Origin of the sequence: Ornithinimicrobium sp., assembly GCF_030537745.1 — a bacterium.
GTDB lineage: Bacteria > Actinomycetota > Actinomycetes > Actinomycetales > Dermatophilaceae > Ornithinicoccus.
This window is the reverse complement of sequence record NZ_JAUNVI010000014.1, coordinates 42,451-49,585: the sequence shown is the minus strand read 5'-3', so window position 1 is coordinate 49,585 and position 7,135 is coordinate 42,451. Positions and strand designations below refer to the sequence as shown.

The 7,135-nt window shown below is 69.0% G+C and carries 7 protein-coding genes; all 7 read right to left on the bottom strand.

Translation table 11 applies throughout. The annotated features are described in order from the left end of the window. Positions 1-894: ABC transporter substrate-binding protein (locus Q4P07_RS05065; protein WP_303373811.1), on the bottom strand; the 894-nt coding region annotated here is incomplete at its 3' end. Between the two features lie 214 nt (positions 895-1,108). Continuing rightward, a complete protein-coding gene (locus tag Q4P07_RS05060) occupies positions 1,109-3,235 on the bottom strand; it encodes a primosome assembly protein PriA (RefSeq protein WP_303373810.1) in 2,127 nt (708 codons plus the stop codon). Positions 3,236-3,278: 43 nt separating this feature from the next. Continuing rightward, positions 3,279-4,493 carry a methionine adenosyltransferase gene (gene metK, locus Q4P07_RS05055; protein WP_303373809.1) on the bottom strand — a complete coding sequence of 405 codons (1,215 nt, stop codon included), beginning with the start codon at positions 4,491-4,493 and terminating at the stop codon, positions 3,279-3,281. A 76-nt stretch (positions 4,494-4,569) separates the two neighbouring features. Beyond that, positions 4,570-5,832, bottom strand: coding sequence for a bifunctional phosphopantothenoylcysteine decarboxylase/phosphopantothenate--cysteine ligase CoaBC (gene coaBC, locus Q4P07_RS05050; RefSeq protein WP_303373808.1), 1,263 nt, complete (start codon positions 5,830-5,832; stop codon positions 4,570-4,572). 20 nt (positions 5,833-5,852) lie between these two features. Beyond that, entirely contained in the window at positions 5,853-6,116 is a 264-nt protein-coding gene (gene rpoZ / locus Q4P07_RS05045; RefSeq protein WP_303373807.1) for a DNA-directed RNA polymerase subunit omega, read from the bottom strand. A gap of 5 nt (positions 6,117-6,121) precedes the next feature. Further along, on the bottom strand, positions 6,122-6,673 hold the full coding sequence (gene gmk, locus Q4P07_RS05040; RefSeq protein WP_303373806.1) for a guanylate kinase: 552 nt from the start codon (positions 6,671-6,673) through the stop codon (positions 6,122-6,124). A 59-nt stretch (positions 6,674-6,732) separates the two neighbouring features. Beyond that, positions 6,733-7,050, bottom strand: a complete 318-nt coding sequence (gene mihF, locus Q4P07_RS05035) for an integration host factor, actinobacterial type (protein ID WP_303373805.1) — start codon at positions 7,048-7,050, stop codon at positions 6,733-6,735. Between the last annotated feature and the right edge of the window lie 85 nt (positions 7,051-7,135).

The following is a 7,135-nucleotide window of genomic DNA, read 5'->3' as shown; positions in this document are numbered from 1 at the left end:
GAACTTCTCGTTCGGGACCAGGCCCAGGGACTCCCCAGCCTTCCACGTCGAACCCTCAAGGGTGTAGGGACCGGAGGAGGGAACCAGGCTCTCGTCCTCGACCTTGTAGTTCTTGAACAACCATCCGGTGTTCCAGAACTTCGAGACCTTCGCAACCGTGTCGGTGTCCTTGTCCAGGATCGCTTTGGCCAGCGCGCCCTTCTCCAGGCCGGCAGCCTTCTCCGCGATGTGAGAGGGCAGTGCACCGCTGACCATGAGCTCCCAGTCGGGGTACGCCTCGGGGTAGGTCAGCGTGAAGGTCTTGGAGTCGACCTCAGCCTGCGGGCCGTCGGGCACGAACTCGCCGTAGTCGACGGAGACGGGGTCGAAGCCGAGCTTGTCGGCGCCGCCCAGCGACTCCGGGTTGGAGGAGGCCCACTCGAGCAGGAAGTCGTTGGCGGTGATCGGGGTGCCGTCGGACCACATGGCCTCATCGGAGATGGTGTACTCGACGGTCAGGGGGTCCTCGGAGGTGGTCTTATAACTTCCGAACCACTCGTTGGGGTAGATGGCGCCGTCGGTGCCCCAGTACCAGAAACCGCCGAACAGCTGGTTGTTGACCACGGAGTTGTAGGTCGAGTTGGTGGCGGCAGTGTTGCCGTTATAGGCGTTGTACTGCTCGCTTCCGCTGGAGAAGCTGACGGTGTCGTCCTTGGGGGTGACGTCACCCAGGTCGACCTTGCCGGTGCTCTCCGCTGCCGTGGCGCCGCCGCCTGAGGTGGCCCCCGCGTCATCCGAGGTCATCGCGTCATCGGTGGGGCTGCCTGCCGGGGCGCTGCTGGGGTCGGATGCGGTGTCGTCTGGGGTCGACGTGCAGCCGGCCAGGACGAGGGCACCCGCCGCAACGACAGCCATAGTCGTTCGCCTGATCTTCAATGTTCCTCCTAGTGAAAAGCTCGCGCCGGTGTTCGGCCACGCTTGGCCGAGTCCCACAGTGCGTCGAGCCGGGGGTTGCCTCTAGAACATAGGCATGCGGTGTGGCCCAGGTCTACTGAAGTGGCCGCACAGTAACTGGATCGTTACGCTTTTGAGACTTAGCCTCGCAGCAGGCCACACGGCGGACGTCACGTCAATCCACGAGGTCAGCGACATCCAGCCTGACCACCACGACCTCCGAGGCCTTGCGTGCGCTCCGGGTAGCTCTGGCCGCCCGCACCGCCGCCGCCAGAGACCCGCCTCCACCTTCTCGCACCACTACCGCGGCGTCTCCCTGCCCGTCTGCCATCGCTGGCCCGAGGGCCACGTGGCCCGCGTTCACCAGCATCGCGACGAGATCCACGACACCGGTGAGGGGGCCGCGCACGAGGGCGTGTCGCACAGCCGGCGGGAGCCCGAGCTCGACCCGCTCCCGCCACTCCCGATCCGCCAGTCCGACCGGGTCCCACCGCACGAGCGCCTCGACCGCGGACACACCCCCATGCGGCGGCACTCCGCACAGCACCACGGAGCCTGGTGCCACGCGTGCTTCTGAGCCTTCCTGCGTCGGTGATCGTGGCCTCATCAGCGTCGCAGCCGCACACCACCGTCGAAGTGTCTCGGCAGAGGCGTCAAGCGCGGCCCGGTCCAGGAGTCGCCAGCCATCGAGCAGGACGACAGCGTGGTAGCCACCGACGGCCACCGGCTCGGCCCCCGGCGTGGCGACCACGAGGGCCACCTCGGCCGGCACCTGCGGCACCACGTGGGCCCCCCCGCTACTGACCAAGCGCACGCCCGGGAAGGCCCGACCCAGCTCCTCGGCGGTGCGCGCCGCACCGATCGCCGAGGCGCGCACCCGTGGCGACCCACAGGACCGGCACGCCCTTGTCGCCGGTGCCGTGGCACCGCACCAGCGACACGACGGTGCGCGACCGCCTGCGGAGATCCCCACCGGCCCTTCGCACGAGGGGCAGCGCACGGGCGTCCGGCAGTCGGCACAGGTCACGGACACCACATAGCCTTGTCGGGGCACCTGCACCAGGACGGGGCCAGACTGCAGACCGAGGCTGAGCGCACGCCACGCGACGGAGGGCATCCGGGCCGTATGGGCGGCAGCGTCACGGGCGGCCGCCATCCCCTCTCCGGCCACGACGACGGCGGGCACCGTGGCCCGGACGGTGGCGGTGGGTGCGCCGACCTCGGCCACTGCGCCGGCACTGACCCACGCGTGCACCTCGACGCTACGGACAAGACCGCCCAGCACGAGCGCGGCGCCAGCCGCTCGTGACCTGATCCGTAGCACCTCACGCACGTGGGGGTAGGGACTGCGGGGCTCACGCAGCAGGTCGTCGCCGTCGTCCCAGCACAAAAACAGGCCCGGATCCCGCACGGGCGCCCAGGCCGCCGACCGAGTGCCGACCGCCACCCCGGCATGGCCACGTAGCAGCCGCAGGTAGGCGGTGTAGCGCGCCTGCGGCCCCTGGTCGGCGGTCAACCGGACCCAGTCGTCAGCGTCAAGCACAGGCTTCAGCGCAACGATGAGGCGATCGACATCGCGGTGGTCGGGGACCACGACGACCGCGCCCCGTCCTCCTCGACGCGCGGCGAGGACGACGGCAGCCACCGCCGCCGGCCAGTCACGGTCAGCAGGCTGGTTGGGCAGCGCCACCCAGGAGGCCGCCGGCGCCTGACCCGCCCCGATCCGACGCAGCAGGGCAGCGCCAGCCGGATAGGCAGCCCACGGGGCCAGCGACGCGACGCGGTCGTCCAGCTCCTCCGGCTCGGCCGATGCCCCCGGCTCCGGTGGCGGGGCTTCGGTGCCCTTCTGACCTTGCGCTGCGGCGGACTTCTCGGCTCTGGCGTGCCGAGGTGGCACCGCGAGGCGCAGAACCTCAGCCACCGTGCCTCCGTAGTGGTCGGCAACGGCGCGCGCAGCAGCGAGGACGTCAGGGGTCAGCACGCGCTCGGGGCTGACGACCGTGCGCAGCGGCGTCAGCCGACCTTCGTGCTCCGCGTCGGCACGGCGCTCGATCAGGTAGCCACGATGGTCACGGCCCGAGAAACGGACCCGGACCCGGACACCAGGCTGCGCGTCAGCGTCGAGCTCGGCAGGCACCAGATACTCGAAGGGCCGGTCCAGGTGGGCCAAGGGCGTGTCGATCAGGACGGTGGCGATCGGGTCGTGCTCGGCGACCGGTCGGTCCGTGGCCGGGTTGCGGCGGGCAACTCTCACGGACCCACGGGGCTCGGACTGCGAGGCCAGCGCCAGCTGCTCAGTCACCGGACCATCACCTTTCCCTCACCAGACTCGCTCCGGCAGAGCACTAGACGGCAGAGCGCAGGTCCTCGACCCGGTCCAAGCGTTCCCAGGGGAAGGCGTTGTCCACGCCGACGGCGCTCGTCCGACCGAAGTGTCCGTAGGCAGCCGTCGGCGCGTAGATCGGCCTGAGCAGGTCGAGCTGCTCGACGATGGCAGCCGGACGCAGGTCGAAGATCTTGGTGATGGCGTCCTGGATCCGCTCCACCGGCACACTCTCGGTGCCGAACGTCTCGACGTAAAGTCCGACCGGCTTGGCGGTGCCGATGGCGTAGGCAACCTGGATCTCGCAGCGTCGCGCGAGCCCGGCCGCCACGACGTGCTTGGCGACCCATCGCAGGGCATAGGCAGCCGACCTGTCCACCTTGGACGGGTCCTTCCCGGAGAAGGCGCCGCCACCGTGTCGCGCCATGCCGCCGTAGGTGTCGACGATGATCTTGCGGCCGGTCAGGCCTGCGTCGCCCATCGGCCCACCGATAGTGAAGATGCCGGTCGGGTTGACGAGCATCCGGTAGCCGTCAGTCGCGAGCTCGATCCCCGCCTCCTGCGCCTCCTGGAGCACGGGGGTGATGACCCGCTCCCGGATGTCTGGCGTGAGCTGGTCAGGCAACGAGATGCTGGCATCGTGCTGGGTGGAGAGCACGACGGTATCGAGCCGGACGGCGCGGTCCCCGTCGTAGGCGATCGTGACCTGGGTCTTGCCGTCGGGTCGCAGATAGTCCAGCTCCCCGCTCTGGCGCACCCTCGCGAGCCGCTCGGCCAGTCGGTGCGCGAGGTAGATCGGCAGGGGCATCAGCTCGGGAGTGTCGAGGCAGGCGTAGCCGAACATCAGTCCTTGGTCGCCGGCGCCTTGCACGTCGAAGGGGTCAGCCATCGCGTTTCCTCGGGAGTCCAGCGCGGTGTCTACCCCGACCGCGATGTCTGCAGACTGCTCTCCGATCGAGACCAGGACACCGCAGGTCCGGCCGTCGAACCCTTTGTGCGAGTTGTCATAACCAATGTCGAGGATCGTCTGGCGGACGATGCGCGCGACATCGGCATAGCCCTCCGTCCGCACCTCGCCGGCCACGTGCACGAGGCCCGTCGTGACCATCGTCTCCACGGCCACCCGTGACTGCGCGTCCTGCCGGAGCAGCTCGTCGAGGATGCCGTCGCTGATCTGATCGCAGATCTTGTCGGGGTGTCCCTCGGTGACGGACTCGGACGTGAACAGGCGGGCCATGGATCTCCTCGAGGGTTGCAGCGGCTGCTGACTGACGCAGGCAGTCTACGCAAGCGGGCCGACAGACCTGCCCGGGTCAGGGCAGGTCGGCCACGACCGCGTCCCAGATGGCGATGGCAATCCGGCTCTTGTCCGTGGGACCGATCGTGCGCGTCTCCTCCGAGTAGGGCCACAGGAGGTGCACGGTGCTCGTGTCTTGGCCGAAGGTCTGCGAGATGCCCACCTTGTTGGCGACGAGCAGGTCGCATCCCTTGCGGGTGAGTTTGGCTCGCGCATGGGACAGGACGTCGCCCGTCTCATCCCCGGTCTCGGCGGCAAATCCCACGATGTAGGGCGTGCCAGCGACTCCCCGGTCCTGCACCAGTCCAGCAAGAATGTCGGGGTTGCGGACGAGCTCTACCACGGGCGCGCTCTCGTCGCCTTCGCCGTGCGTCTTCTTGATCTTCTGCTCGGCGTAGTGTGCCGGCCTGAAGTCGGCGACCGCGGCTGTCATCACGATGACGTCGACTCCTCCGCGGGCGACTATCGCGTTCATCTCCCGGTGGAGGTCCAGCGCGGACTCGACCGGGACCACGTCACATCCTGCGGGCACCGGGAGGGCGACGTTGGCGCAGATCAGGGTGACTCGGGCACCCCGACGCGCAGCCTCCTGCGCCACGGCATACCCCTGCTTGCCGGAGGAGCGGTTGCCGAGAAAGCGGACCGGGTCCAGCGGCTCCCGGGTGCCACCGGCGGAGACCACGACGTGCCGGCCAGCGAGGTCAAGGTGGTCAGGCTGTGGACCGGACGCGTCGACAGGCCCCCTAGCCGCAGCCCCAGCCGCGACAGTGAGCGCCTCATGAACGATGGCCTCGGGTTCGGGCAGCCGGCCGGGACCGGAGTCGGTGCCGGTCAGCCGGCCACAAGCCGGCTCGATCACGGTGACCCCCCGCTCGCGCAGCAGCGCCACGTTGGCGACTGTCGCCGGGTGCAGCCACATCTCCGTGTGCATTGCCGGCGCGAGCACTACCGGCGCATGGGTGGCCAGCAGGGTGGTCGTCAACAGGTCGTCCGCCAGACCGTGAGCGGCGCGGGCCATCAGGTCAGCGGTCGCGGGCGCGACCAGGACGAGGTCGGCCTCCTGGCCCAGCCGGACGTGTCGCACCGACGGGATGTCGTCCCACACCTGGGTCGAGACCGGCGCTCCGCTGAGTGCCTCCCAGGTCGCGACGCCGACAAAGTGCAGCGCCGCCTCGGTCGGGACGACGGTGACCTGGTGACCAGCCTCGGTGAGGAGGCGGAGCACCAGCGCGGCCTTGTAGGCGGCGATGCCGCCGGCCACGCCCAGGACGACACGCATGACCGCTCGTCCTCCGTCAGTCAGTTCTCAGGCGGGCTGATGTGCAGCTTGCCCTGGTCGATCTCGTTGAGCGCGATCGACATCGGCTTGTCGGTGGCGTCAGCCTCGACGAGCGGGCCGACGTACTCGAGCAGGCCCTCGGAGAGCTGGGCGTAGTAGGCGTTGATCTGGCGCGCGCGCTTGGCGGCGTAGATCACCAGCGCGTACTTGCTGTCTGCGCGCTGCAGGAGAGAGTCGATCGGCGGGTTGGTGATGCCGTCGGGGTGGCGGATGCTGCCGGTCACGTGAGTCACGATTCCTTTGCGGGGTGGGGGTCAACCATCAATGATACGAGTTCCTCGGTGGCCCTGACGACATCGTCGTTGATGATGACCACGTCGAACTCGTCTGCGGCCGCGAGCTCGGTTCGTGCGGTGTCTAGTCTGGTGGCCCGTTCTTGCGCCGTTTCAGTCCCCCGACCAGCCAGCCGGTGGACCAGATCGTCCCACGACGGCGGGGCGAGGAAGACGAACAACGCGTCCGGCATGGCAGCCCGCACTTGACGCGCGCCTTGCAGGTCGATCTCCAGGAGCGCGGGCCGGCGCTGCGCGAGCGCGGCCTCGACCGGACCGCGGGGGGTGCCGTAGCGCGCGCTCCCGTGGACGACGGCTGACTCGAGGAGCTGTCCTTGACGCTCGAGACGGTCAAACTCCACACCGTCGACGAAGTGGTAGTGCAGGCCGTCGACTTCTCCGGGCCGAGGGGTGCGCGTGGTCGCCGAGACGGACAGCCACACCTCGGGGTAGTGCTCCCGGACGTATGCGGCCACCGTCCCCTTGCCGACGGCGGTGGGACCGGCCATGACGACCAGCCGCGGACTGGTTATCGGTCCGTCGGGGCGGTCGGGCGCTGGTTGGGTGTTCAGTGCTCGCCGAAGCGCTCGAGCAAGGCCGCGATCTGGTTGGTCCCCAACCCGCGAACTCGACGACTCTCGGAGATACCGATCTCCTCCATGATCTGACGGGCACGCACCCGACCGATGCTTGGCATGGACTCCAGCAGTGCCGAGACCTTCATCTTGCCGATGACGTCGTGACGCTTACCCTCGTCGACGACTTCCTTCAAAGAACCCTGGGCGTTCTTCAGGCGGTTCTTCACGGCCGCTCGTTCGCGGCGCGCAGCCGCCGCCTTGGCGAGTGCTTCGGCTCGTTGCTCCGGCGTCAGCTGGGGAAGGGCCAACGATCTCACTCCTCGATTGCTTGGATGTGGATGTCGAGCACCCACGGGGCGAACTTAGCGACTTCCTCCGCCCCGTGCCAACCGA